Below are 24,414 nucleotides of genomic sequence, written 5' to 3'. Positions count from 1 at the left end.
TTGTAAAGTATTAAGTTGAACTGATAACAAAGATAATCATTTTTAACGGATTATTTTTAACTTTGTAACAGACAACTTAGTGAATAATTGTCAGAAAAACAAATTATATATGGGTGCAAAGAAAATATATGTTTACGATATAGAACCTCAGGATATTGACTTCAGAAGAAAGGTTTCCCTGAAATCACTTACAAATTTCATACTTATTACTGCAGGTAAGAATGCTGATGAGAATGGCTTTGGTATAATGGATCTCCAGAAGGAGGATCTCACATGGGTATTATCGAGGCTGGTCATACAGATGGATCGCATACCCCACGAAGATGATACAATCTCTATCGAAACATGGATTGAGAAGATAGGTACAGCGTTTACCACCCGTAATTTCCGGATAAGTGATGCAGATGGGATAGTAATTGGTTATGCCGCAACCTCATGGGCCATTATGGATATGAAAACACGTCGTAGTATACCTCTTGATTCAATCCCTGCAATGAAAGAGTTTATTATTAATGAATCAACACCTATTGGCGATCCTGAACATCTGCCCGGGGTTGAGGGTGAGATAGTCAACAGTTTTACTGTGAGATACAGCAAGATTGATGTAAATAACCATGCTAACAGTCTATATTACGTACAGTGGATTTCAGACTGCTTCTCACTCGATTTCTATCGAGAGCACAGGATCCGACGATTCGATATCAACTTCCTGAAAGAGCTCACTATCGACGATAAGGGTAAGGTCCACCGCGAAGAGGTTGCTCCTGATGATTTTCGCTTTGAGATTGTTACTCGCGATAAAGGTATTGCCTGCAGGGCAAGGCTCCTCTTCGAAGAAGTCTGAAACTCGGACATCAAATCAAATTGCGTGAAATTCGCAGATCGGATCCCGATAGAATTGTCTGAGGGCTGCTATACAACCATTAAATCTATTAATGCAAAAGAGGAACGAGGCTAAATCAAAGCAGATTGCTCGCTAATTCAGATAATTCGCTACGTTCGCCTTTGACGAGATTAACATGTCCAAAAATGTTCTGACCTCTCATTTTATCAATCATATAAGCCAAACCATTCGACTGCATATCAAGATAAGGAGAATCAATCTGCTGCAGGTCGCCCGTAAACACCATCTTAGTGTTTTCACCTGCACGGGTAATAATCGTTTTCACCTCATGTGGTGTAAGGTTCTGTGCTTCATCAATTATGCAGAATGTTTCTGTCAGACTTCGTCCTCTGATAAAAGCAAGAGCCTCAATCTCCAGTCTACCTGTTTTCTGCAGCTCATCAATCAAACGGAGGTCGGGACTATTCTGCCCCAGCTGTGATTTTATCACATTCAGGTTATCAAAGAGTGGCTGCATATATGGAGCAACCTTCTGTTTTTCATCTCCCGGTAAATATCCGAGATCCCTGTTCGAAAGAGAAACTATTGGTCTTGCCAGAAGTATCTGACTGTATGTTTTGTTTTGTTTCAAGGCAGAAGCAAGCGCCAGTAAAGTTTTACCTGTACCCGCCTTACCTGTCAGACCTACCAGTTTGATATCCGGATCATTCAGAACCTCAAATGCGAATGTTTGTTCAGCGTTTCTTGGGTGAATACCAAAATTCACATCCTTCTCAACTTTCTTAATCTTTTGAGTGAATGGGTTATACCTTACAAGAACACTGTTTCTCTCGCTCTTAAGTATAAAACAGTGATTAGGGTTAAGCTGGAATTCGAAGTTAAACTCACTAACATCAACACCTCCCGGCTGTGCATAGATCCTGTCAATCATATCCGGATCAAAGCTCTCAACAACATGCTCACCTGTGTCAAAAATATTCACATCAGTAACCTTATCATTGATGTAGTCCTCAGCCAGGAAACCCAGTGAGCGAGCCTTCATTCTCAGGTTGATATCCTTTGAAACAAGTATCGTTTTCATTCCCGGGTTCTTCTCTGCAATCTCAGACAATACCGAGAGAATGCGGTTATCCGGTGATCTTTCAGGAAATGCATCAGTAATCTTCTTATTATCCTTCGATGCATTCACAATATATAGTTTTCCTTTACCTAAACCCAGCTCAGCGCCGCTGGTAAACAGATCATCGTCAGTTATAAGATCTAACTCCCTTACAAAAGCCCTTGCATTATAGTTGATCTGCTCGCTGCCTTTCTTGAATTTATCAAGCTCCTCAAGCACAATAAACGGGATATAAATATCATTCTCTTCGAAATTATTGATAGCTTCGAAGTCATGTAAAATCACATTTGTATCAAGTATAAAGTTTTTCTTTGGCCCTGTTATTTCTTTTTTAATTTTAGTTTTAGACTTTGTGGTGGTACTTTTTTTAGTGGTATTTTCTACCATAGTTGCGTTTTCACTTGCTTTTGTTGCCATGTTGTTTATTTTAATGTATTAGAAACAAAGCTCAGACTACAATTATTTAAAATTATAAATCATTTGCCTGAACATGATTACAAATATAACATTTAGAAAACAATTTCGCTGAATCAGGGTAAAACAAAATTTCATTTTTTACTCAATAACCCATCCATTTGGAAGTGTGATATTTACACCTATTTCTCCCTGATAGTAAAATAATTACGTTTTTTTTCTCAAAATGTTTTGTTACAATTAATTTATACCTATCTTTGTCGGGCAAAAGTATTTTTACAGCAGGTCGTTATTTTATTACTTCACACCAATGTAAGTTATTTCCTAACTCCTCTTTTTTAATAACTTCTGCAAAATTAATTATTCAAATTTTTATTTTTTTTACATGAACATTTTTGTAGCTGGCTTAAGTTATCAGATTACTGACGCCGATTTAAAAGAACTTTTTGAGGAATATGGTGAAGTGTCCTCAGCAAAAATTATTACCGACCGTGAAACACGCCGTTCTAAAGGATACGGTTTTGTTGAAATGTCTAACGAAGGTGATGGACAGCGTGCCATTGAAGAACTAAACGATGCAGAATACGACGGACGTACATTGTCTGTTTCAGTAGCTCGTCCACGTACTGAAAGACCAGCAGGTGGCGGTGGCAATCGTGGTGGTTACGGTAATCGCGACAGAAACAGGTATTAATCTTTATAGGTTTACGATTAAACTGCATTCCTCAGGGGTGCAGTTTTTTTGTGTCCTATTTTTTGTATCTTTACTGTTCAATTAGTAGCATTTACCAAAGATATTTATTGTTTTAAATATTGTTTGCCGGTAACTATTGGTTGATTATCATACATATACATTCAAGTGTTTTATCAATTCAGAGCAGTATGCCAATTATACTTTCAATAGAAACAGCTACACCCGTTTGTTCCTGTACATTATCGCGCGACGGTGAAATATTACAAAACAGAGAGAGTCATACGGCACAGTCACATGCATCACTTCTTGGCGTCTTTGTCAATGAACATATGGAATATGCCAGGCAGAATAATTTAAAGATTGATGCAGTAGCGGTAAGCAGTGGTCCCGGTTCATATACCGGACTTCGCATCGGTGTCTCAGAAGCCAAAGGTCTGAGTTATGGTCTTGGTGTTCCGATGATTGCAATCCCCACCTCCAAGATAATGGCATCAATGATGAGAGATAAAGTAGAAGAGGGTACACTGCTTTGCCCTATGATAGATGCAAGGCGAATGGAGGTCTATGCCACATTCTATGACCAGTCGCTGAACGTAATCCGCGAAACATCAGCTGATATTATCGAAGCCGATACATATAATGACCTTTTGGATGAAAACAGGATCGCTTTCTTCGGCAATGGCTCATCTAAATGCAAGGAGCTGTCAACCCATCCCAATTCAATATTTATAGATAATGTAGATCCGCTGGCAACAGCAATGGTACCACTTGCCGAGCAGGCGTATGCTGCTGGAGATTTCGTTGACAGCGCCTATTTCGAACCATTTTACCTTAAAGAATTTGTGGCAACTACGCCAAAAAATAAAGTTATTAACGTTAAATAATAGGACTATTTATTCATTACCCGATCTGCGACGGTACCCATCGCAAGATTAGCTTTGAGGGCTAAAAACTAAGGTGCAAGCCGATGCATGGTCCAACCATCCTCTGTTTTATAGTAGACAATGCGATCATGCATACGGTTTGGTCGTCCCTGCCAGAACTCAATGCTTGTAGGTCTCACCAGATAACCTCCCCAGTGTGAGGGGCGGTGTACAGGCAGATCATCAAACTGATCTTCAATCTCCTCCTGAAGCTTCTCCAGCTCATCCCTGTCCTTAATTATTCTACTTTGCGGAGATGCCCATGCTCCAATCTTTGCACTCTCAGGTCTTGAATTAAAATATTCATCAGAAGCCTCTTCAGATATTTTCTCCACCATTCCCTCTATACGTACCTGGCGTTCAATGTCATGCCAATCGAACAGTATAGCGGCAGAAGGATTTTGCTTCAATTCCTTACCTTTTCGGCTATTATAGTTTGTGAAAAACACGAACCCCTCATGGTTAAACTCTTTTAACAGCACAACACGTGCAGAAGGTTTTCCATCGGGCGTTGCCGTGGCAATTATCATGGCGTTCGGTTCTGAAAGCCCCGCATTTATTGCTGCATCCATCCATTGTTCAAACTCTTGAATAGGATCAGAGGCCATCTCATTTTCGTTGAGGCTTCCTGCAGCATATTCCTGACGCATTTGACGTAAATTACTCATCAGCAAACAACTTAATTAGTAACTGTAAAAAGTACAAATATAAACTACTATATGAGCTATTTGCAACTTTTTGGTCGTTAATAATGCGTAAAGACGCATATTTTGCTTATTTTCGTGGAAATTTGTTGTAAATGATTAAAGTAGAAAAGATTTTCAAAAGCTTTGGTGACCTCAAGGTGCTCAAAGGCATCGACCTTGAAGTTAAAAAGGGGGAGATAGTATCAATTGTTGGTCCCAGCGGTGCCGGCAAAACCACACTTCTTATGATAATGGGAACACTTGAAAAGGCTGACTCAGGCAAGATTTACATAGATGGCAATGAGCTTAGTAAGCTGAGTGAGAAGAGGTTGTCAGATTTCCGTAATAAGAATATAGGATTTGTATTTCAGTTTCATCAGCTACTTCCCGAATTTACAGCATTGGAGAACGTTATGATCCCTGCACTGATTGGTAATACCAGTTACCACGACGCCCAGAAAAGAGCCATGGAGCTGCTTGATATGATGCGATTGAGAGACAGGGCAGAGCACAAGCCTGCAGAGCTCTCCGGAGGTGAAAAACAGAGAGTGGCAGTTGCACGTGCATTAATCAACAATCCTGCAGTGGTGTTTGCCGATGAGCCATCGGGTAGTCTGGACTCCGATAACAAGGTGGAGTTGCATCGACTATTTTTCGAGCTGCGTAATAAACTCGATCAGACTTTCATCATTGTTACACACGATGAGCATCTGGCAAGCATAACCGACAGAACAATTCATATGATCGACGGTGAAATTATCGATTGATCAATATATCCGACTATTCAACAGGCAAATAAGATAAAAAGATGAAAGGTAAATTACTATTTATGTCAATAATTATAGGAGGGAGTCTGCTCTCATGCAACGGCACTCCTGAAGAAAGCAACAGAGCAAGAATGGATAAAAACGAGATTATCGGTCAGGCCAACCCTGTAATAGAGAACGGTATTATGACACCTGAAGTGCTTCACAGCTTTGGGAGAGTGGGCAGCTTCGAGGTATCACCCGATAAAACAAGTTTACTCTATCAGGTGACATATGTCAGCATTCCGCAAAACAAATCTAACTCAGAGCTTTTTATAATGAAAAGTGATGGATCAGAAAAGAGAAGACTCACTGTCACCAATATATCAGAAAGCAATCCTCATTGGATTAATAAAGGAAAGAAAATTGCATTCCTTGGAAGCGAAACAGGATCTTCCCAGATCTGGAGTATGAATCCTGACGGAGGAGGTATGACCAAACTTTCTGATGTAGATGGAGATATAGAAGGATTCAAATTTTCACCTGATGAAACAAAGGTCCTTTTTATAAAGAGTGTAAAAAGTGTTGATACTGCATCCGACAGGTATTCTGATCTTCAGAAAGCTTCGGGAAGGGTAGTAGACGATCTGATGTACAAGCACTGGGATCACTGGGTGGAATCAGTTCCTCATCCATTTGTGGCAGACGTTTCAGGAAATAAACTGACCAACATAAAAGATCTTCTGGAGGGTGAGCCGTACGAAGCACCACTGGCACCTTTTGGCGGTATTGAGCAATTGGCCTGGAGTCCCGACAGCAAGATAGTTGCATATACATCCAAGAAGAAAACAGGAAGAGAATATGCAGAATCTACCAACTCCGATATCTATTTTTATAATCTTGAGAGTGGTGAGGTAAAAAATATGACCGAAGGAATGATGGGTTATGATATTAACCCCACATTCTCGCCTGACGGAACCATGCTTGCTTGGCAGAGCATGGAGCGTGATGGTTATGAGGCTGATAAGAACCGACTGTTTGTTATGAATCTTGCCACAGGCGAGAAGACAGATCTTACTGAGAATTTCGATAATAACTGCGATACATATATCTGGGGTGAGGATAACAGCACTATTTATATGGTGTCGTCGGTTAACGGTACCTCACAGATTTACTCGGTAACCCTTGCCACAAAAGAGATTAAAGCGCTGACGGAAGGTAAGCACAACTATCTTTCAATAGCTTTGGGAGCTGATGGAATAATAGCATCACGTCAATCGATGTCACAGCCAACCGAGATTTATAGTGTAAACCTAAATACCGGTGAATCAACCAATATCACTGAGGAAAATAAACATATACTCGATCAGCTTCAGATGGGAGAGGTTGAGGAGCGCTGGATAGAAACCACCGATGGAAAGCAGATGCTCACATGGGTTGTTTATCCTCCTAATTTTGATCCTGCAAAGAAATACCCTGCACTGCTATATTGTCAGGGAGGACCGCAAAGCAGTCTCGATCAGTTCTGGTCATACCGCTGGAATATGCAGATGATGGCAGCAAACGGATATATTGTTGTCGCTCCAAACCGTCGCGGTGTACCCGGATTCGGCAGTGAATGGCTCGAGCAGATAAGTGGCGATTATGGTGGTCAGAATATGAAGGACTACTTCTCAGCAATTGATGCAGTTGCTGCTGAACCATTTGTTGATGAGAATAGATTGGGTGCCACAGGAGCCAGCTATGGAGGATTCTCAGTATATTGGCTTGCAGGCAATCACGACGGTCGCTTTAAAGCATTCTTCTCTCATGCAGGTATCTTCAATCTGGAAGCACAGTACCTCGAAACAGAAGAGATGTTCTTTGCCAACTGGGATATGGGCGGACCTTATTGGGATAAGAGTAATGCAGTAGTACAAAAAACATATGCCAACTCTCCACACCTATTCGTAGAGAAATGGGATACACCAATCATGATCTCTCACGGAGAGCTCGACTATCGTATTCTTGCATCACAGGGAATGATGGCCTTCAATGCCGCACAGATGCGCGATATCCCTTCACGAATGCTTATTTTCCCTGATGAGAACCACTGGATAGCAAAGCCACAGAACGGCATTCTATTCCAGAGAGAGTTCTTCAGATGGTTCGATCAGTGGTTGAAATAACAGCTGTTTATATCCTTAACCTCACCCTTCTATATCTACTGTTTTAGAAGGGTGAGGCAGGGTAAGAACAGTAATAATTTAAGAAACAGGTAAAATTAATACAGATTTTGCTTCAATCTTAAAAAAAATAATCTGAAATGTTTTGCAGTTCTGAAAATATACGTATCTTTGCACTCGCTAATGAGAGCTGCACTTACAGAGAATGGAGATTCTCAGTTATAAAGTAAGAAGTTCAATAGCAAAACCAATGGTGTGGTAGTTCAGTTGGTTAGAATACCTGCCTGTCACGCAGGGGGTCGCGGGTTCGAGTCCCGTCCATACCGCAGAGTTAAAGAGCTGATAAACAGCGAGAAAAGAGTAAAGCGAGTTGGTTCAATTTTGAGCTAACCCGCTTTTTTTGTTAAAACCGACCTTATTTTTAACTAAAAACGGCATATAAGAGGTATATTTCTTTGAAATATCTTTGAACTTTCTTTGAAGTATATTTTTTGCGCTCCAAAATTGATTTGAATTAATAACTATTTAAGCAAATCAATAATGGCAACTTTTAAACCAATTGTATTCAATACTAAAAATCATATAAAGTCAGACGGAACCACTAATATAAAAATTAGAGTATATCACAATAAAGAATCGCAATACATTCCTACCGAATATTACATAGATCCGTCATTCATGCTCCCGGATGGCTCTATTAATCCTCTTCATCCAAATACAGACCTGTATAACTTTGAATTAGGCGAGGTTATTCAGAAGTACCGAAAAGCCGGCTTAGAGCTAGGAAGTGAAAGATCATCTAAAATGAGTTGTGCAGAATACCGGGATTACCTCGTACAGTCAACGCAACCAGACTATGATACTATTGATTTCGTTGAATACTGCAATCAACTTATTTCAAAAACAAAGAAAGAGAAAACTAGGGAGTGGTATCAACAGTCACTTGATAGCTTCGTGTGGTATTATGGAAAGTCGAAAATCGATGCAAGGGATATCACCCGGAATAAAATAGCTGATTATATTGAGAAATTAAAAGTATCAGGAAAGCGAGGTGAGCCATTAAAAAACGGTTCAATCAGTAACTATGTGAGAGGTCTACGTGCACTATATAACTTTTGCAAAGGAACCTATAATCAACCTGATTACAACATTATTCGAATACCAAACGAACCGTTCGCAGTTGAAATACCAGCGTACAAAAAGAAAAATGTTTCCGTCGAGAATATAAAGAAAATACGTGATCATGTCTGCACCTTTGAAAGAGCTGCATTCTCACGTGACATGTTTATGATGATGTTCTATATGATGGGAATAAATATCGGTGACTTATATCGTCTTGATCAGCCAGTTGATGGCCGACTAAATTACGAACGCTCTAAAACGGATACGGACGACAATGAAATGTTTATGTTATCTATAAAGATTGAGCCTGAACTTCAAATACTAATTGATAAATATAGTTCAAAAGGTTTTCTTTCTGATGTCAAAAACAGGTATTCATCAATCGATAGTTTCCGCAGTAGTCTTAACAAAGGCCTGAAAGAGATAGGTGAAGAAATTGGTATCTCAAAACTGAGTTCAAGCTGGGCTCGACACTCTTGGGCCAGCATAGCAAGAAATAAAGCAGATATATCAAAGCCTGACATAGATTTTTGTTTGGGGCATGTATCTAAAGAACATAAAATGACTGATATCTGCATTGACATTGATTATAGTATATGCGACAAAGCAAATAGGAAAGTTTTAAATCTTTTAACGGATCAGAAGAAAAAGAAGAAAAATGGACTGCTTTGTTTGCAGGCAATGAATTGGAACCGGTAAAGACGATCGGAACAAAACCGGACTCTCGAACTGTTCTGTAGTTGTGCTCCTGCAATCTCTTCTGCCAGTAATAAAACCTGGATTCAACGATTGACTCGTTCCGGCAAAACTCTTTTATGCGAAGCCCGCTGGACTGGTAACGATCAAATATCTCCTCAAACTGCTGTAATGTCCATATGTTATTTTTTATGGGCAAATATAGCAAGGATCAGAAGTTAAAATAGGACGGGGTTTACCGAATGCTTACAGTGGACACTAATGATATTCATATATAAACGAAAATCACCACATTCGCACAAAATATTCGATTATGGACGAATATATTGCAATAATTGAAAAGTATAACTTATGGGTAGCTTACACAAATAGGAAAGGTGACAGTAGTGCTTCAAAAATAGTTTTACACTATGATGACACTTCAATGGGTAATTTCCAAAAAAAAAGAGCTACAACTTTAAGCTGTAACCCTTTTCTTGCGGTATGAACGGGACTTTGAATCACATGGCAAACGGCTGTATAGAAACGGATAAGTTTACTGAAAATTGAGATGCAACACGAATCAACCTCGAATGAAATGCAGTCAATTAAAACTTAAACGATACACCTGCGTTTAAAACGGCTATTCCGTACCCTAATTCGGCAAAAGCAGCGAAATTATCATTAAAAAACCAGCGGCTGCCGAGAAAAATAGAGTATCCTATTCCGCTTCCGTAACTGTTTGGTCCCGTGTAATCTCCACTCGAAGAATATGTCACGATATTATAACCCAGCATCAAACCCACGTAAGGATCGAGTTGTGGAACACTTTTGAAACCGTGGTGATGGTATGCACCGCGCGCTCCCACTAACCAGTAATTCCATTTCTGAGAGTAACCTGCGTCTTTGTAGGAATATCCGGCATTTCCGAAATAGCCTCCGATGCTTATTACTCCGGCATCTTCAATATCCCACATTCCGTGGTCGTAAGCGAGTGTCACGGCAGGACGTCCGGTGCCCAGGCCGCTTAAAACGGTTCCTATACCGATTCCTAAGTTTACTGCGCCCATGTCTTTTTGAAACTGTTGAGCGGATAAAGGCATGATTGTTACGGCTGCCAATAGGGCAATAAAGATAACTTTTTTCATTGTTTTTGATTTTTAAAATGTAGAAAATAATTTATTTATTTTATCATTGAATTGAAGATTAATACCTTTTATATCAGGGATTCTTTGCGTAACGGATATTCACACTTTCCTCGTAATAGGGATTACCACTATAAGCATTTCGAAATCCCAGCCAATCGCCTTTTGCTGGTGCAGAGGCATTTCCATCACCGTTCGTGTCGCCGCCTACCGAATCGTCTTTATATGAAGTGAGAATCGCTGAGGATGGCAGGATAACGTTTGATGCCGAACTGCGTTGAATGCCGGCACCGGCCCGCTTGAATTTTATCACGGCATTAGAGCCTATGTCAATTACCTGAGAACCGTATACCTGTATATATTCATCCAATATATAAGGCACTTCGGTAACATGCCATTGCACGGTTGCATCCAAACCGCCGCTGCTGCGTATCATGGCAATTCCGTTGTGGCTGTTTTGTTGTTGTGGATTCTCCGGATTATGGAATTTATTGTTGGGATTCACCGTGTAGTGCGTCCAGACATACAACGGTTTTCCATTGTCATAGAACGAATTGTTGGTAAACTTTTGCATTTCGGGGTTGGTCATCGCCGCACCACCGTAGAATGCCGTGGCATTTTCGTAGGATGCTGACGGACTGAAAAGCGTATGCGCAAACCGGCAGTTGTCGAATTCGAAAGAACTAGCACCTACCTTTAATGCGTTATAAAATCCACCGCTGTTTTGTCCGGCATAAAAGAAATCCACGTATTTAAACAGGTGTCCCGTGCCATCTTGCAGATTGATCCTTTCCCAATCACCTTTTTCAGGCATCGTGAGTGCTGCATCACCATTGGAGTCGCCACAATAGCGGTCATCGGCAAGCGATGTGAATACAATGCGTTTTTGCGGTGTACCGGCTGCTATTACTTTTCCTTCGATAACATTAATGGAAGCATCTTTCAGCTTCACGGTTACCCCGGGTTCTATTGTCAATACATTGCGTATGGATATCGTCTGTCTGATTACATAGACGTTTCCCTCTGTCCACGTGGTAGGTGTGGTAATGTTCTCCGTTACTTCTACGATGTTGCAGCCTTGTGGAATTTCTTCCTGCAACAAATCGTCCTTTTCGCACGAAGCGAGAAACAAAAGTGCGGCAAGCATTGCCAAACAGGTAAAATTAAAATACTTTTTCATTGCTGTGATGATTTAAAATGTTGATTTAATATTTTGTATTGTGTTAAAGATGATCGTTAGTTTTTCTTTTCGATATTTTTACACATCTTTACCGATGCAAATGTACAGTGCCGCGAAAGCGGAAAATACCCCCAAAAAAGGGGTTTATCTTATGGCGGTTCAAACTTAACTTTGTCATAAGTAAAAAATTAAAGACTCACAGCTTTATAACACACTTGTAATTAAATAATTATGAGAATAAGGAATCCAATTATTATATGTCTTCCACTCTTCTTTCTCTTTTTCATGTCGATAAGGTTGTTTTCGCAGGATGTGGATTCACTTGTTTTGAAGCATACAGACAAGCATGGAAAAGTGAATGTTGATTCAATGCTGGCAGTGGGTAAGCAATACCTTTACAGTCGTCCTGCCAAGTCGTTCGAAATTACCGAAAGAGCTATCGCCATCGCCGAAGAACAGAAAGACCAGATGCAGCTCGCCAGCAGCTACAGAAGCATAGGGGCTATATTTACGTTGATAAATACTGATTTAGACTCATCGTTTCATTACCTGGAAAAAGCGGAACATGCCTACCGTAAGTTACAGACAAGGGAAGCCACTCTCGGCTTGGGAATGGTCTTTCATAATTATGGTACAGTGAAACAGATTCAAGGTGATTACGTAAAAGCCATCGATTATTACATTCAGGCATCGAAGATATTTGATGAAGTTGAGGATTCTCAATTTTCGCCTTATACACTCAATAATCTTGCCACATTATATGGTCTCGTGGGTGATGCTCAGAAATCGGAAGCGTATGCGCACCAATGTATCTCCTTGGCTGATAAAAACGGAGATGAGTTTATGACCGCAACAGGGCGTATTATTTTAGCCGATGCGTTAATGACTCAAGAAAAGTACGAAGAGGTGCTCCCTTTGCTTCATCAAATATTGGATTATGGCAAGGAGCAGGATGACCCATACAAAATATTTCTGTATCATCTAAATTACGGCAAGTATTTGATGAGTTATAAAAAAGATTATGCTTCAGCCCTGCAGGAGTATGAAAAAGCGCAGCAACTCGCCACACAAGTTGGTGATGAGTGGGAGATCATGCGCAATTACCTGGCTCTTTCCGAAGCATATCTGATGAATGAACAGTATGGCAAATCACAAGAAGCGGCAGCAAAGGCGCTGAACACTGCCAAAAAGCTGCAAGCGAAAGACAAGCAGCGCGAATCGCTGTGGGTATTGGCACATACAAACGCGCATAACCGTGATTTTGAAACTGCTTTTCAACAACTTGATTCGGCATACCTGTTAAAAGACTCTGTTTATGCTGAAAACAACCGGCAGCAAATGGCATTGTTGGAAACGGAATATCAAACAGAGAAAAAAGAAATCCGGATCAACACATTGGAGAAAGAACGTGTTCTTTATGGAATCATATTCGCGGTAAGCTTATTGGGAATAATTATTTTGCTGGGAGCACTCTATCTTCGTCAGAGAGCAAAAAAACACCTGGCTCAGCAACAGGTGATTCAATTGGAAAAAGAAAAACAACTCATTGCCACACATGCCATTCTTGAAGGAGAAGCCACCGAGCGCACACGTTTGGCGCGCGACCTGCACGACGGACTTGGCGGCATGCTTTCGGCAGTGAAACTTAATTTATTTGATATGAAAAAAGGTGGAGCACTCCTCGCTTCGGAAGATGTGATACAATTTAATAAAGTGGTGGATATGCTGGACAGCTCCATCAACGAGCTAAGGCGCGTTGCGCATAACATGATGCCCGATTCACTCTCGCGATACGGGTTAAAGGTTTCGTTGCAGGATTTTTGCGATAGCCTTTCCATCGTGCAGTTTCATTTCTTCGGCAATGATGAACGTCTTGAGAACACATTGGAGATCATGATTTACCGCAGCGTACACGAGTTGGTAAACAACGCGCTGAAATATGCCGAGGCGGAAAACATAAACGTACAGATCGTTCAGCAACCCGACAGGGTTTCGCTCACCGTGCAGGACGATGGGAAAGGCTTCGATCCAACTACTCCTGTTAAAGGCACCGGACTGAACAACATTCGCACGCGCGCGGAATCGGTTGGCGGAAGCATGAATGTCTTCTCTGAACCGGGAAAAGGAACTGAAATTAACGTGGAGTTCAAAATTTAAAGAGACTGAAGACAGGTGTCGGATGACGAATGCAAAACATAAATTTAATATGATAACCGTACATATTGTTGATGACCATAAAATATTGGTGGAAGGCCTGCAAAAACTAGTCGATGAATCGGGATTTGCCAAAACCACGGCTGTCAGTTATACCGGCAAAGAATGTATGACGCAACTGCGGCGCGAGCAACCCGATGTGATTTTGCTCGATATAAACCTTCCCGATGCCAGCGGCATTGATTTGTGCAAGGAAATAAAATCGCTTTTCCCGAAAGTGAAGATTGTGGCGTTGACAAGTTATTCTGAATACGCCATCGTGAGGCAGATGATAGAGAACGGTGCTTCGGGATACGTGATTAAAAACGCCATGCCCGAAGAAATCCTGATGAGCATCGAGTCGGTTGCCGACGGCGAGACTTTTCTCTGCGAGCAGATCGATATGCTGATGAAGCGCTCCACCAAACAGCATATCTGGCTCACACCACGCGAGAAAGAATTATTGAAATTCATTGCCGATGGCTTCACGAATGTAGAAATCGCCGAAAAACTGTTTCTCAGCGTTGAAACCGTGAACAGTTACCGGAAAAATCTGCTCCTCAAACTCGGTGCACGCAATACAGCCGTCTTGGTTAAAATGGCATATGAAGAAAAATTGATATGACTCTGTGGCGTAAGACTCTTGCCAAATAAAGTGAATATTCTTGTCTGACCTGGAACTGTCCTACAAATTGGGAAGGCTACAGAATGAAAACTTGTTTCAAAAGGCAGGTTTTTGGATGATCAATTTATTGATTCGAGAGATCGTAAGATAATTCTTACAATAGTTCCATTTTTGTTTCCGGTGTCTGACTTGTCGGTAATCGTGTAATTAATTTCAAATTGTGAGACTGTAAAGTAAACTGTGTCAAAGAATAAATCATTTTTTTATTACTTTTACACAACAGTTTACATTATGGAAGATTTTGATTACAAGTCGTTTCAAGCCAAGGCGCTGGAGCAGTTAAAAGCCGGCAAGCCTCTTTTAGGAAAAGACGGTGCATTTGCGCCATTACTGGAGAACCTTCTGAATGCTGCATTGGAGGGTGAGATGGATGTCCACATGGATGAAGAGGAGCGCTTATCGGGTAATCGCCGCAACGGCTATAACCGCAAGCAGGTTCAGACTTCTCTGGGTGAGGTTACAGTTCACACACCTCGTGACAGTTACTTCCGGTTGGACGTTTCAATTCTATATTATGAATTTTATTAAAGTACAGTAATAAACCCAATATCTCAGGTTTCATTTCTTTAAAGAAAACTATTTCTTCTTGTGTACTAATTGATTCTTTTGAAAGAAAGAAACTCCTTAAATCAGAAAGATGTTTCTTCAAAAGTTTGATCATTGCAATAGATTCTTCAATGGTGATATCGCAATCTTCCATATCAACAACACTCGTTTCTATTGAAATCTGCTCTACTAATTTGTTGAAATAATCTCTCATGTTTTATATTGGTATAGATATCTAAAATAGAATCCATAGAGGCTGTTTTATCTCAACCTCTATGGATTTCATATATTTACTGAAATGGAGCAACTCTTAATTGAGGAATTTTTCTAACACATAATTCAAAAGCACCAAACAATACACCCGTGTACACTAAATCGCCAAGGATAGTGTTGTGGAAAAATGGAATCCCTGCGGTGTAACATGTCATTAGACCGCTAAATGTGGGAGGATACATTCCTGACGTAAGCCATACTCCAAAGTTTGATACTATAAAGAATATGACTGATGCGCCCAAAGCCGATACCGCCAAGTTAGGAACTCGTACTTTTTTAAGTGTAAACATTCCAAGCACAACGATTAATGCGAATGCCCCATAGGTAAACAATGATCCACTGTAAAACCATACGAAATGGTCAAAGTACTGTCCGTAAATCACATTGTTCAAAATTAAATCACTAACCCACATAGAAACTATCGGAATAATAAAAGCCCAATATTTTTTACTAAAATAGGCAGCTCCGAAAAGAGCCATTCCGCCAATAGGCGCGAAATTTGGCGGATGAGGAAGTAGTCTACTCATCGCTGCTGATAGTATTATAAGTGTAATAACACTGAATCTAAGATTTATCTTATTTTTATTCATAATGTTGTGTTTTTATTCAAAATCATACGTGAAAAATATTCCTGCTGGAAAATGGGTATGATTCTTATAATTAACCCTTAGTTTAGACTCACTTTTGCTAAAATTGAAGACACTGATATTATTTTTAAGAAAATCCATACCATAAGCCTTAATTGTTGTTTGATAAACTTCGCCAGAGATCGGATGTACTGCAAGATTGTTATAAGCCATACCTGCATCTTCAACAATATCTTTTGCGTCAATCAAATATTCTGATTTTCCTGTATTGAAGATATGTCGATAAATTTTAGTTGTTGCATTTCCATAATAAATAGTATCGCCTTTGGCACTGATACCCGGAGTTGCACCCCATCCTGCTCCCAATTTCCCTTCGGATACTTCATTCTCTTTTATAACAGAATAATTTTTTGCATTGATCTTAGAAATTTTATTCGGTGTACCTGTGGTGGAAATATAAATATTATTATCTGATGTTTTAATAACCCCCGAAACAGCAGCATTTAGTTCTATCTTATGTGAAATTTCCGATTTTCCGGCTTCCAAAACCAAAACAGATTTATTGGCTGGAACAAAAACTTTGCCTTCGGCTACAGCCATTCTGTTTTTTTGTGCACCATTAGAGCCCTCTATAAACTTCAATTCTTTTGTAGAAGTATTGAATGAATATATTCCCTTATTGTCGCGAATAAAGACTTCATTCCCCAACACCGCTATATGTGTAGGCCAGCTAAGGACTGATAGCTCATCATCGTATGCCGCTTCTTTTTTCAGAGTTTCAGCATTGGCGATTATCAGTTTTCCATCATTCGGATAATTTCCAAGGCTACTTTTTCCATTTTGTGCAATAAAATATATTTTACCTGCACTGATAAACAAGTCTTGAGAAGTATTACCTAACTCCGTATGGTTCACCTTCCAATAGGCACTATCTGTAACTATACCTTTAGGGCTGATAAATATCAGAGAACTGTTCTCCTGAAAAGCACTTCCTTCGTTTAAGACAAACGTTCCATATTTAAATTTGCCGTAAACATTTAGGTTAACAGTCGTTTTTGTTTCTCCATCTGCATTCTGTGCTGTAAGGGTGACAGTGTAATCACCAACTTCTTTTTGAACGAATTTATAGATAGAGTCCGTTGCTACTTTATCTGATACTGAAGCAACATTGTTTACAGACCAAGTAAATGTTGTTTCTAATGGGCTTTCAATTTTTGCTTTTAAATAAATAGTGTCCTCTTGTGCAATTGATGTCTCTATAGAAAGGTTTTCTATAGCGATTGTCGGAGGAGTAGGTGTGTAAATTGAGTCATCATGGGAACATGATGCAAATAAAACCGCAATACAAAGTGTCAGTGAAAAATAAAATTGTTTCATTTTTTAATTTTAAATTGTTAATTATTTACGTGTATCAATACTAATTCCTAATATGTGGAGATCCTCTACATTGGTGATTTCGGTCGAACACTCTCCTAACCAGCCGTTTTCTTGATTTACTCCGGTATATATTTTTATGAAATCGACTCCTGGTAATTGTACTTTTTGTCCCTTGCTATTAACAGCCCAATCAATATCTATGGCAGATTCGTCTTTAGTGTTTACTTCGTTATCAGCATACCCGTAACGGAACTTATATAAAACATAGTAACTTCCTGCACCATTTTCATCTATGCCGTTTTGAGGTAAACACGTTCCTTTAAATGTGACTTTATTATCTTTTGCCCAAAGAGGGTAGTAGCATTGCTGATGGAATTGATTCTTTACTTTATATCCCGAATTACCCTTATTATCTTCCCATCGAATATAAGTTGCCCATTCTTCTTTTGAGGTTGGTTCTGTTTCTGGTTTGTAGTATGTAAGTTCATAATCACGGTATAGGTTTACATTGTTTCCTGCATCTTTTGCCTTTTGATACCAAAGCTCTTTTGTCACATCTTCGTGAGAGCTTCCCGCAATTTCATACCACTCATTTTCGTCTGGCACACCATTTTTATTGGCATCATAGGCTACCATAATAATTCCCGGTTCACAGCTTCCGCCTTCAGGTGCGTTAGAGTCTGGATTTCCCGCCGCATAAAACGCATTTGCAGTAACGCGAAAATCTCTTTTGCCGGGTTTGTTTTCAATCGTATGGTCAAATCCTACAACAACATATCCACCATATCCACCCAATGAAATCATCTCTCTATTATTATTCCCAATAGCTTTGAGTACCTTTTGATTCATTGTCTCCTGTGTATCGCCATCTTCATATTTGGGTAATTTATTGGTGAATTGACCTACCGCTGGCATAAAATCCAGCACTTTTGTGATGTAAGCGGTCGCTCCTTCTTGTGGTTTATCAATTCCGCCAAAACCAACAGTTACTTTGAAGAGATACTCATAACTTACCTGACCTTGTGCCACTTTCAGTATTAGGTCATATTCTCCGGCTTCGGCAAACATATGCTCCAAGTTTTTTGTTGTCGCTATCACTTCGTCATCAATCAACCATTGATAAACGACCCCTTCATCTGAAGTACTTATCACTTCAATTTTTAAAAGTTGGTCTACATTTGTGGTAAAGCCACCAACAGGCTGTTCTACCTTAATGTCTTCTTCTTTAAGAAGATACAGATCATCCGCATTGTCACATGAAGTGAACGAGAGTCCCAATGCGAGACAAATGGCTACTGCAATTAGAGTAGTTTTAATTAATTTTGTTTTCATTTTCTGATATAATTTATTAATTAATAGGTTGCAATTTTTTGCGTGTGAAGACAATGTGTGCAGGTATATCGCCTGTAGTTACTGACCATTTCTTAATGCCCTCTTTATTAAAGCAGTGTAATGTTCCGGGTGAAACATAGTCTTTGGCATCAGTGACAAAAAAATCACCCGTATTAGGGTTCACAGCTATACCGTACGGAACTTTTATATTTTTATCTGTGCCGTCTTTAATGAAATTGCGTGTAACGACTTGCTGGGTACGGGTATCGACTATTGCATAAGAAACTGTCCAGTCGTTATTTACGTAGCTCCATTCGGTGCTATATACATAAAGTGAATCACGGCAGAGAGTCATATTACTATTAGGAAGATCTGCAATCTCTCCAATGACCTTATCGGTTCTTGTATCTATAATGAATGTTTTTGAAGGGGTATGGTAATAATCACCTCGCGATGATACATAGATGTTCCCGTAGTTATCAGGCGTAATTCTGTGTAGGTTGATAGCAACATCTATTTTATTAATTTCCGTAAAAGTAGTGAGGTCTATAACTGATACTGTTCGGTCGTAATTGGGAACACGATATCCTCCAGAATTGGCAACATACAATTTATCACCTACAATTGCCATCTCTTCAGGTTGATAACCTACTATACACTCATCAATAACTTTAAAGCTTACTGTATCAATTTTTGCCACATAGCCTATTCGGGCATTCTGGTCAATTTCAACTGGCCCTGCATAGGCACTTACATAAGCATACTGATCCTTAAAGGCTATATACCGACAGTTAGGAATAGCAATTTTTGTGATGTGTTTCGCTGTGTTAACATCCATTACTTCCAAATAGTTGGAACAGTTGATTATGGCGTATAGCTTATCTCCATAAATCTGAATATCGTTCCCTACATCGCCCAAATCCTTTACCTCGTTCGGATTACGCTCTCCGAAAATATTGCGATGATAGATGCCCGTTTCATAGTCATAAAAATCGAGAGAGGCTTTATTACTTCCCATATTACCTTCATTAAGAAGATAGAAACCATAAATGTCACCTGTAACTTTCTCCCATGGATTTACTTCTATGGGTTTTGAAGGTAGTATCGGATCGTCCTCCCGACATGATGTTATGAAAACAACAGTCAGCAACAGGACAATAAATTGCCTGATGTGTAATGCGTTTTTTTTCATATTATTAATATTAAATTGATTTTAAAGTTTGTTCCCGGCATCGGATACCATTTAACTACTTCATATTGTTGATTGAAAATGTTATTAATCTCGGCTGTGATTTTGAATGTTGATTTTTTAATTTGGAAGTTTTTTGTGACAGACATATCGTGAGTGTACCACGGTTGAATATAGTTTTCAGGTATATTCCCACCCAGCATATACCTCTCACCTGTATATATAAAGCTGTAATTCAAATCCCATGAACGGTAAGAAGCGTTCACGATTGCCGATCCACTATGCCAAGGAATGTAGGGTATCTGATGTCCGAAGAAATTTTCGGTATGATCCGAACCTCCGCTTCCACCACTATCTTTTTCAGGGGTAAGGTCTTTTGCTGTTTGATAGGTGTAATTTAATCTCGTATTGAAGATCACTTGATCGAATTTAAAACCTTGCGTTATTCCTACATCTACACCTTTGATTTCAACATATCCCAGATTCACCATTGTCCAAACTAATTGGTTAGATGTAGGAGTGGCTATAATTTTGTCTGTAACCCGATTATAGTACGCATCGGCTTGGATTCCTATATTGGTAAATATTCCTTTGTCGAATGATTTATTATAGACAATACCCAGATTATACTGAGTTGTATATTCGGGTTTCAATAGACGATTACCTATTTGAACATAATAGAGGTCATTAAAAGTCGGCATTCGAAATATTTTTTTGTAGAAAGCTCGAAGTTCAAGATCGCTTTTTACGAAAGGCTTATATGAGGCAACAATTGTCGGAGTAAAGATGTTTTTGTCTGTAGCAACAGCCTTGTTACGAGCACTTTCGTCTGTCACAAAAGTATAAAGTAGATTCCCCTGTACTTTCAACCTTTGGATTCGCATCGAAGTGGCAGCAGCACTGAGAACTGTATAACGGCGAGGCTGAACAAAGCCTACGTTGAACATATCTGTACCATCGGCATCGAGATGATTGTATTGCATATCAATGGCAAGATTTGCACTCCACCAATCGGTAATAGAAAATAAATTAGCTGCGGACACAAATACCTCTTGTTGCCAATAATGATTATTCATCGGTTCAAGTGTACTCTCAGGTGGCATGATGTAATTCATATAGTCATTGGCATATTTTGCCTGCACTTTCAAACTATAGAAGGATGATAAATTCTTACGAAAAAGGGATTGAACAAAGAAATTACGGTCTTTTTGGCGATCTTCATTTAGAAGAGATATTCCATAATCTTTTTTTACCGCTGCCCCAGGATATCCACGCTCCGAGTTATAGAAATAGGCTTTAGCCTGCCATTCGCCATGTTTTATTTTTCCAAATAATGCCGTTTCAGCACGCAATGACCTTACATCTCCGTTTCGACGGACTTCTGTGGTATCGTATCCTCCATCTTTTTGATATCTAAATTTGTACCTCCCCGAAGTGTACATAAACTCGGCGTTTGTCGATAGACTTATATTTTCTGAAAGTTTGGTTTCCCACAGAGCTGAAGCATTGGCAAGATCAAACGAGCCTGTCTTAGCTTTTAATGTCAAATTATTCTTTCTGTTATCATCAAAGACAGGTTTGCGTGTAACCATATACACGGCACTTGCTGATGCGTAGTCTTTTGCAGATTGAAAAATTTCACTCTTCTGCCCATTGTAAACGGAAATGGTTTCCATGTTATCGAGTGAGAATTTACCAAGATCGACTGTGCCATTTTGTGCATTCCCGATCTGAATGCCATCAAAGAATACTCCGACATGCTGGCTACCCATACTGCGGACATTAACTGTTTTCAGTCCGCCTATACCGCCGTAATCTTTGATCTGTACCCCCGAAAAGTACCGCAAGGCATCGGCTACTGAAACCACGCTTAGTTTTTTTAGTTGTTCTCCCGATAGAGTTTGAGCGGGTACAATTTGGGACCTTCGACCATATATTGTAACCCCCGGCATTGTATAAACTTTGAGGCTGTCAAGCGATACTTCCGAAAGTGTTTTAGTTGTTGTGTTTTGGGCATAAGTTGTAAGTGAAATTATCAGTAATGCTACAACCAGAAGCATACCTTCCCTTACCCGTAAACGTTGCTGTTTACCGAAAAACATAAATTAACTATTTGCATGGAGAAGATTGGTGTTAGACAATAGCAAAACACCTACTTGCTCCGGTTAAACAAATAGCAATCGTGGAAAAATAATGAAATCAAATGGCAACTATGCAGATTCGCATTTGGTTCCAAAGCTCTATTCCTCGAAAGCTTTAAAAATTATATGCGCTGGCAGGTCTCCTGACTTGTCCCCGTTTTGAACTGCCTTCCCACATCCCAGCAGGGATACAGTGGCTTTTAGAATTGTCAAAACGTTGCATAGGACTTACAGTAGCGGGTCTGTTCAGGATTTGCACCTGATTCCCTCTTCGTCGAATATACCGAAAGGTATATTCAAACCAATGCAAAACAAAATTACAAAAACTATTCTGAAAAAAAAATAAAATCCAATATTTCTTTTGATGTGAAAATCCCATTTATTGATGTAAGGTATTCAGGAAAGATTCCGTCTTTGCTGCATATCGAGCGGCATCTATATCGGCTTGGGGGCTTATCACAGACGAAACAATATAATCCATACTATTTTACTGTTACAAATGTGTCAAACAAATCCAATACTTTGATTTCAGAATATATTTTCCTTTTTGCAAATTGAGCAAAAAACACTTTTTTACCCGCGCTAAGGGCTCTTAATGTTAGTCCTATCGAAGCGGTTATTTTACCTTTCCCGTTTTCGGTGTAAATTTGAATATATCCTTTCATTGCTTCTGTTTTTGAAAATGATTGGTAATATCTTCCATTTGTTCATTTGTAATTTTATATAATCGTTGATTCGTTTTCGGAGAATCTAATCCGCCCAATTCTTCTATATAAGCCCCTAATTTAATATAGTCGAAGTTGTGCAAGTTACAGGATTTAGGAATATTTTGCTTCCCCGAATACCATGCAGTTTTTATAGGCTGTTTAATTGATCTTCGTAAATGAACAGCCAGTCGATCCACTTCGTCTGGCTCGGAATCTCCGCCCATAAAACAAATACAGGTAATGGCATTACCATATTTTTCCATTAATACAGCAATGGAGCTTTCATCAAGAACTTTTCCGATGTCATTCCATAAATGTGGACTATGACATCCTTTGCAACGATTAGGACAACCTGATATATTGATTGCCAACGTTACCTCAGAGGGGATTTCCTGAAAGACAATATCATAGTTGTGAAACCGTAGCATAATGACGTTTTGCTGCTTCTTGTTGTCTTGGTTGAGAGAAATTACTTACACGCTTCATATAGCCTATAATACGGGTCAGATAGTCCAAATTCAGTAATGCCATTGTCTCGACAGGAAAAGTCAGAATGGAGCGTGTCCGCTCCTGATTAAACCATCGCATAAAGCGTTTTTGCAGCCAACTAAGCGAATCCCAATCGGGTTTGCTTCCGTCTGGGAAAACGAAGTTTTCAAATAAACTCTCAAAATAGAATTTGTCGTAATAAGAGATATTCCAGAAAACTGCTTGAAAGTTTCTTGCTCCGGTAGGTTGATTGATAGAATAGACTATTTGCTCGAAATAGTCGGTAATCATTTTATCAAGTGTGCGTTGCTTTTTCGACAAATCGACTACTTGATCTGCATTTTTGTGGTAATCCCGCCCATATTCCAAACCGATAAAATAGTTCATATACATCAAAAACTCAGGCGTGGCACATGCACCACTTAACATGCTCGATACCATAAACACCATGTTTACGAATCCGCCACTAAATGATTTTAGATTGGTTGGGGCTTTTGTGTTCCCGCCAATGGAGTTCGTACCGCCGATTAACCAAGGGTACATCGTTATACTGGCACAATAGTTAGCCAGACTGGTTTCATCATTCTTGTATATAAAATGATTGTTAAGGAGTTCGATGTATTTATCCGCAACCTCTTTCCCGTACATCTCTTTGATACGGTCGGTCAGCATTCTTCTGTTAAGACGGATAAAATTAGATTTCGGCAATTCGCCAATAAGCGTTGCCATGTTCTTGTTTTCGACATTGGCATTCGCATCAAATTTACTTCCTGTGGCTGCATTGGATGCGTTACAGTAATCCATCAGGAATTTGAGTTTTTCCGATACTTCACGATCTTCTGTGTGTTTTTGCCTGTATAGCATGTAGGATTTAGCCACAGCGAAATACTTTTCTGCCATTAAAGCTACCTCTACCTGATTCTGAACCTCTTCAACGCTGATGCCATCAGATATATTTAACATTAATATCAAACAGGAGATAACAGGAAAGGATACGCGAAGATGGGAGTAATTCAGTTGTGAAGAAACCCCGTCCTGTACCGCCTTTCACCCGAAAGCTCCAAGTAAATTTTACATTAGGCAGGTCTTTTTGACACATAGTTTTCGCAGGCCTTCGATAAAGGTAAGGGATAAACCTTTTCTATAATTATGGGAGTATTGTACATTAAGTAATGCTTTAA

21 protein-coding genes, 1 tRNA gene, 3 pseudogenes and 1 riboswitch are annotated in these 24,414 nt (G+C 39.5%); of the genes and pseudogenes, 11 read left to right on the top strand and 14 right to left on the bottom strand.

Going from position 1 to position 24,414, the window contains the following annotated elements; genetic code table 11:
- Window positions 1–109: 109 nt before the first annotated feature.
- Complete coding sequence (locus BN1354_RS07055; RefSeq protein ID WP_045089094.1) at window positions 110–844, top strand: acyl-[acyl-carrier-protein] thioesterase; 735 nt, start codon at window positions 110–112, stop codon at window positions 842–844.
- A gap of 115 nt (window positions 845–959) precedes the next feature.
- On the opposite strand, the gene BN1354_RS07050 is transcribed toward BN1354_RS07055, so the two are convergent.
- Window positions 960–2,381, bottom strand: coding sequence for a PhoH family protein (locus tag BN1354_RS07050; RefSeq protein ID WP_231623088.1), 1,422 nt, complete (start codon window positions 2,379–2,381; stop codon window positions 960–962).
- A gap of 382 nt (window positions 2,382–2,763) precedes the next feature.
- Between BN1354_RS07050 and BN1354_RS07045 the strand changes: the two genes are divergently transcribed.
- Together BN1354_RS07045 and tsaB are read left to right on the top strand one after the other, a co-directional pair.
- Window positions 2,764–3,072, top strand: a complete 309-nt coding sequence (locus tag BN1354_RS07045) for an RNA recognition motif domain-containing protein (protein ID WP_045089095.1) — start codon at window positions 2,764–2,766, stop codon at window positions 3,070–3,072.
- 188 nt (window positions 3,073–3,260) lie between these two features.
- Complete coding sequence (gene tsaB, locus BN1354_RS07040) at window positions 3,261–3,956, top strand: tRNA (adenosine(37)-N6)-threonylcarbamoyltransferase complex dimerization subunit type 1 TsaB (RefSeq protein ID WP_045089096.1); 696 nt, start codon at window positions 3,261–3,263, stop codon at window positions 3,954–3,956.
- 68 nt (window positions 3,957–4,024) lie between these two features.
- On the opposite strand, the gene pdxH is transcribed toward tsaB, so the two are convergent.
- Complete coding sequence (gene pdxH / locus BN1354_RS07035; RefSeq protein WP_045089097.1) at window positions 4,025–4,663, bottom strand: pyridoxamine 5'-phosphate oxidase; 639 nt, start codon at window positions 4,661–4,663, stop codon at window positions 4,025–4,027.
- Window positions 4,664–4,794: 131 nt separating this feature from the next.
- Between pdxH and BN1354_RS07030 the strand changes: the two genes are divergently transcribed.
- The 4 genes from BN1354_RS07030 to BN1354_RS07015 all read left to right on the top strand — a co-directional run bounded on the left by BN1354_RS07030 (window position 4,795) and on the right by BN1354_RS07015 (window position 9,413).
- The gene (locus tag BN1354_RS07030; RefSeq protein WP_045089098.1) at window positions 4,795–5,448 is read left to right on the top strand and encodes an ABC transporter ATP-binding protein; all 654 of its coding nucleotides are present in this window, start codon (window positions 4,795–4,797) and stop codon (window positions 5,446–5,448) included.
- A 62-nt stretch (window positions 5,449–5,510) separates the two neighbouring features.
- On the top strand, window positions 5,511–7,595 hold the full coding sequence (locus BN1354_RS07025; RefSeq protein ID WP_197272037.1) for a dipeptidyl-peptidase Dpp5: 2,085 nt from the start codon (window positions 5,511–5,513) through the stop codon (window positions 7,593–7,595).
- Between the two features lie 249 nt (window positions 7,596–7,844).
- Window positions 7,845–7,918, top strand: a tRNA-Asp gene (locus tag BN1354_RS07020).
- Window positions 7,919–8,132: 214 nt separating this feature from the next.
- Window positions 8,133–9,413, top strand: a complete 1,281-nt coding sequence (locus BN1354_RS07015; protein WP_053826680.1) for a phage integrase SAM-like domain-containing protein — start codon at window positions 8,133–8,135, stop codon at window positions 9,411–9,413.
- Between the two features lie 49 nt (window positions 9,414–9,462).
- Here BN1354_RS07015 and tnpA read toward each other — a convergent pair.
- Window positions 9,463–9,609, bottom strand: a pseudogene (gene tnpA, locus BN1354_RS12205) (IS66 family insertion sequence element accessory protein TnpA); the annotation flags it as partial.
- Between the two features lie 114 nt (window positions 9,610–9,723).
- On the opposite strand from tnpA, the gene BN1354_RS12030 reads away from it, so the two are divergent.
- Window positions 9,724–9,897 (top strand): hypothetical protein, encoded by a 174-nt coding sequence (locus BN1354_RS12030; protein ID WP_157360200.1) that lies wholly within the window; start codon window positions 9,724–9,726, stop codon window positions 9,895–9,897.
- 100 nt (window positions 9,898–9,997) lie between these two features.
- On the opposite strand, the gene BN1354_RS07010 is transcribed toward BN1354_RS12030, so the two are convergent.
- Both BN1354_RS07010 and BN1354_RS07005 read right to left on the bottom strand, forming a co-directional pair.
- Window positions 9,998–10,459 (bottom strand): hypothetical protein, encoded by a 462-nt coding sequence (locus tag BN1354_RS07010; protein WP_154904834.1) that lies wholly within the window; start codon window positions 10,457–10,459, stop codon window positions 9,998–10,000.
- A gap of 151 nt (window positions 10,460–10,610) precedes the next feature.
- Window positions 10,611–11,714 (bottom strand): hypothetical protein, encoded by a 1,104-nt coding sequence (locus BN1354_RS07005; RefSeq protein ID WP_053826678.1) that lies wholly within the window; start codon window positions 11,712–11,714, stop codon window positions 10,611–10,613.
- A gap of 231 nt (window positions 11,715–11,945) precedes the next feature.
- Here BN1354_RS07005 and BN1354_RS07000 point away from each other — a divergent pair, with 231 nt between their 5' ends.
- The 3 genes and pseudogenes from BN1354_RS07000 to BN1354_RS06990 form a co-directional block, all read left to right on the top strand.
- The gene (locus BN1354_RS07000) at window positions 11,946–13,871 is read left to right on the top strand and encodes a tetratricopeptide repeat-containing sensor histidine kinase (protein ID WP_053826677.1); all 1,926 of its coding nucleotides are present in this window, start codon (window positions 11,946–11,948) and stop codon (window positions 13,869–13,871) included.
- Window positions 13,872–13,920: 49 nt separating this feature from the next.
- A complete protein-coding gene (locus BN1354_RS06995; RefSeq protein WP_074010783.1) occupies window positions 13,921–14,532 on the top strand; it encodes a response regulator in 612 nt (203 codons plus the stop codon).
- A 291-nt stretch (window positions 14,533–14,823) separates the two neighbouring features.
- Window positions 14,824–15,072, top strand: a pseudogene (locus BN1354_RS06990) (transposase); the annotation flags it as partial.
- On the opposite strand, the gene BN1354_RS12155 reads toward BN1354_RS06990, so the two are convergent.
- The 9 genes and pseudogenes from BN1354_RS12155 to nrdD form a co-directional block, all read right to left on the bottom strand.
- Window positions 15,050–15,154, bottom strand: coding sequence for an RteC domain-containing protein (locus BN1354_RS12155; protein WP_231623119.1), 105 nt, complete (start codon window positions 15,152–15,154; stop codon window positions 15,050–15,052). The pseudogene BN1354_RS06990 and the gene BN1354_RS12155 overlap by 23 nt on opposite strands.
- Before the next feature lie 274 nt (window positions 15,155–15,428).
- Window positions 15,429–16,001: a DUF6580 family putative transport protein gene (locus BN1354_RS06985; protein WP_053826675.1), complete on the bottom strand. Its 573-nt coding sequence runs from the start codon at window positions 15,999–16,001 to the stop codon at window positions 15,429–15,431.
- 12 nt (window positions 16,002–16,013) lie between these two features.
- Window positions 16,014–17,375, bottom strand: coding sequence for a DUF5074 domain-containing protein (locus BN1354_RS06980; RefSeq protein WP_053826674.1), 1,362 nt, complete (start codon window positions 17,373–17,375; stop codon window positions 16,014–16,016).
- A gap of 21 nt (window positions 17,376–17,396) precedes the next feature.
- The gene (locus tag BN1354_RS06975) at window positions 17,397–18,707 is read right to left on the bottom strand and encodes a PKD-like domain-containing protein (protein WP_045089103.1); all 1,311 of its coding nucleotides are present in this window, start codon (window positions 18,705–18,707) and stop codon (window positions 17,397–17,399) included.
- Between the two features lie 16 nt (window positions 18,708–18,723).
- Window positions 18,724–19,899, bottom strand: coding sequence for a DUF5074 domain-containing protein (locus BN1354_RS06970; RefSeq protein ID WP_053826673.1), 1,176 nt, complete (start codon window positions 19,897–19,899; stop codon window positions 18,724–18,726).
- Window positions 19,896–21,848: a TonB-dependent receptor gene (locus tag BN1354_RS06965; protein ID WP_053827238.1), complete on the bottom strand. Its 1,953-nt coding sequence runs from the start codon at window positions 21,846–21,848 to the stop codon at window positions 19,896–19,898. Before BN1354_RS06965 ends, BN1354_RS06970 begins: the two co-directional genes overlap by 4 nt.
- A 305-nt stretch (window positions 21,849–22,153) precedes the next feature.
- A riboswitch (cobalamin riboswitch) is annotated at window positions 22,154–22,358 on the bottom strand.
- A 161-nt stretch (window positions 22,359–22,519) separates the two neighbouring features.
- On the bottom strand, window positions 22,520–22,702 hold the full coding sequence (locus BN1354_RS06960; RefSeq protein ID WP_045090796.1) for a cob(I)yrinic acid a,c-diamide adenosyltransferase: 183 nt from the start codon (window positions 22,700–22,702) through the stop codon (window positions 22,520–22,522).
- The gene (nrdG, locus tag BN1354_RS06955) at window positions 22,699–23,172 is read right to left on the bottom strand and encodes an anaerobic ribonucleoside-triphosphate reductase activating protein (protein WP_053826672.1); all 474 of its coding nucleotides are present in this window, start codon (window positions 23,170–23,172) and stop codon (window positions 22,699–22,701) included. The genes BN1354_RS06960 and nrdG overlap by 4 nt, the downstream gene beginning before the upstream one ends.
- A gap of 82 nt (window positions 23,173–23,254) precedes the next feature.
- Window positions 23,255–24,193, bottom strand: a pseudogene (nrdD, locus tag BN1354_RS06950) (anaerobic ribonucleoside-triphosphate reductase); the annotation flags it as partial.
- Window positions 24,194–24,414: the final 221 nt, after the last annotated feature.

It is taken from the genome of Lascolabacillus massiliensis (assembly GCF_001282625.1).
Lineage (GTDB): Bacteria > Bacteroidota > Bacteroidia > Bacteroidales > Dysgonomonadaceae > Proteiniphilum > Proteiniphilum massiliensis.
This window is presented reverse-complemented; position numbering and strand designations above follow the sequence as displayed.